General features: G+C 61.3%; 1 protein-coding gene and 1 pseudogene. Both read right to left on the reverse strand.

Annotated elements, in window-relative coordinates; all coding sequences use genetic code 11:
* Positions 1 to 385, reverse strand: a pseudogene (locus tag B2W52_RS21095) (exodeoxyribonuclease V subunit alpha); the annotation flags it as partial.
* The coding region (locus tag B2W52_RS21100) for a 3'-5' exonuclease (RefSeq protein ID WP_286804023.1) at positions 382 to 2,601 on the reverse strand (2,220 nt) is incomplete at its 5' end. The gene B2W52_RS21100 and the pseudogene B2W52_RS21095, both read right to left, overlap by 4 nt.

A 2,601-nucleotide genomic window follows, 5' to 3' on the forward strand; every position in this document is an offset into this window, starting at 1 on the left:
CCTGGACCGACTCCTCTGGCGGCAGTGAAAGGGTATGCCCGGCATCGGCCAGGAGATTGCCCAGATCGACGCAGACATGGCCACGCCCCACCTGATGGGAGACCAGTGCCGCCAGCAGCAGGAGCAGTGGGTCCGGGCGTTCGCCCTGCTCTTCCGAGAGCTCCCGGATCAGCCGGGCAAACCCCACATCCAGCGCGCGGATCCACTCCGCCTGCTGCCAGTGCAGCAGCAGGGACTCGGTTTTATCCGGGCTCGAGAGCAGATCTTTGATAGCGAAGGTGGTATCACCGGCAGCGGGTATGGTCGGCGTTTCCGCAGCGATGTCCTCCGCGAACAGATCAATCTGGTGGTCGGACTTTCCGGTTTGGGAGCGGGAACGGCTCATGCGGCCACCTCCGCAACCGACTCGCCATCAAACAGGGCATCCAGTTGTTCAATCAGGGCTCTGGGCGGTTTGTCGGTGAAGGCGCCACCTGTGCTGGAATCAATGCCTCGCAGGAACAGATACACCGCGCCGCCAATGTGTCGGTCGTAGTCGTAATCCGGCAAACGGGCTTTCAGCAGCCGGTGCAGGGCCAGCAGGTAGAGCACGTATTGCAGATCGTAGCGTTTATCCAGGATGGCGTTGCCCATGGCTTGATCGGTATAGGCGCTGTTGTCTTCGCCCAGGGTATTGGATTTGTAGTCCAGCACGTAATAGCGCCCGTTGTGTTCGAACACCAGATCGATAAACCCCTTGAGCATCCCGTTGAATCGGGTCTCTTCGACTCGGGGACGGTCCGCGCGATTCAGAGTGTGCGCGGTTACCAGCTCGTCGAGTTTCCGGATACTGACATTGCGGCTTTCAAACCAGAACTCCAGTTCCGGGCGCAGGGTGGTCAGGTCCGACAGGCAGACGGTTTCTGCACCGGCCCGGTCGAGGCTCAATGGTTTGCTGATCAATGCCAGCAACCAGCGCACCAGCGGCTCCACCCATTCGTTCCAACCACGAGTGCCGCAGCGCCGGGTCAGCTGCTCATGAAGCAGCGGCGGGTTATCCACAACCCGCTGGAACCCCTGCTGCGTGCACCATTCCAGCAATTCGTGCAGGAAGGTGCCGGGTCCGGCGCCTTTCGGAAAGTTATGCTGGTTGCGCTGGTTGGCCATTTGAGCCGGGTTTTCCTCTTCGTCCAGGGTACTTTCTTCCAGCAGGTTCTGGGTCTGGGCATCTTCCACCTCACCGGTAAACGCGATCCCGGTGCCGGTCATGCCGGTGTATTCGATGGAGGAGTAGCTGGCAATCCACCAGTCCTCTCTGGCCTCGCGGGAAGAGACCATGGCCGGGCCAAGCGCTTCCGGCGCCGGTTCGTGGTAGTGCGTGTCGTCCGGATCCGGTAACGGGGTTATCCGGATCTCTGCTCTGCCCTCTGCCAGTTTCCCCAGGCAGTCGCTGATACGGCTTTGCCCTTCGCTTCCAATCAGGTAGCCCAGTCCGCTTTGCTGCCAGTTGTCCAGGGCCGCCGTGCCGACCCAGGTGGCGAAGCGGGCCCGGGTCAGGGCTACGTAGAACTTGCGGATATCCTCACCTAGGCGCTCCCGGTCAGCCCTGGCCACGTCGTCCGGCGACGGGTCGAATACCGTGACCAGCCTGCCCTGCTCATTGTGATAGCGCACGAAGGCCTGCTTTTCACTCTGGGCGCGAAAAGCTGTGCCAAAGGGCAGAAACACCAGCGGGTACTCCAGGCCCTTGGACTTGTGCACGGTGATGACCTTCACCAGGCCGGCATCACTCTCCAGTCGCAGGGTACGGTGTTCATCTTCCTCGTCGGCTGCACGCAGAATCTGGGTGTAGTGGTGCACCAGGGCATGTTCGCCGTCCAGTTGCAGGCTGTCCTGCTGCAGCAATTCGGCAATGTGCAGAATGTCGGTCAACCGCCGTTCGCCGTCAGGGCGTTGCAGTAACCGGCCTGGCACCTCGAAATCCATCAGGAAGGTTCGCAGCATGGGCAGTACACCCTGTTTCTGCCATTGCTGCTGGTAACCAATAAAGCGCTCGATTTCCCGTTCCAGCACGAGCTCGTCGGTCAGCAGCTGATTCATGGCATGCCAGGACTGACCGAGGGTGGGTGTAGCCAGGGCCGCGCGGATATAGGCCAGCTGCCGGGGCTCGGCAAATGCCCGAAGCCAGCAGAGCATTTCCTGTGATTCCCGGGAGGTCAGCACCGAATCGCGGTCTGACAGGTACACACTCTTGATACGCCGCTGGCCCAGGGCGTCCCGCACTGCGCTGGCCTCGTTGCGGTTGTTGACCAGTATCGCGATGTCTTTGGGGGCAACCGGCTCCAGATTCTCTGAATTATCGTGCAAAGCAAAACCCGCCTGCCCGGCCTGGCCCAGGGTCAGCAATTGGGCGATCTCACTGGCGCAGGTTTCCGCCACATCGGCCGTGGCAGTGCCCTTGGCCATACCTTTCGGATTGCCGTCCCTGTCCTCTTCCCCGGATTCGTGGGTCCAGAACACCAGGCTGGGCTGCACTTCTCCGTTAATCGACCAGCTTCGTTTGGTGCCGTTGGCGTCCACTCCCTGGAACGGCAGCGGTGAGGTGTCGCCCTTGCCGAACAG

The organism is Marinobacter sp. UBA2498, assembly GCF_002341575.1.
In the GTDB taxonomy this organism is placed as follows: Bacteria; Pseudomonadota; Gammaproteobacteria; order Pseudomonadales; family Oleiphilaceae; genus Marinobacter; species Marinobacter manganoxydans.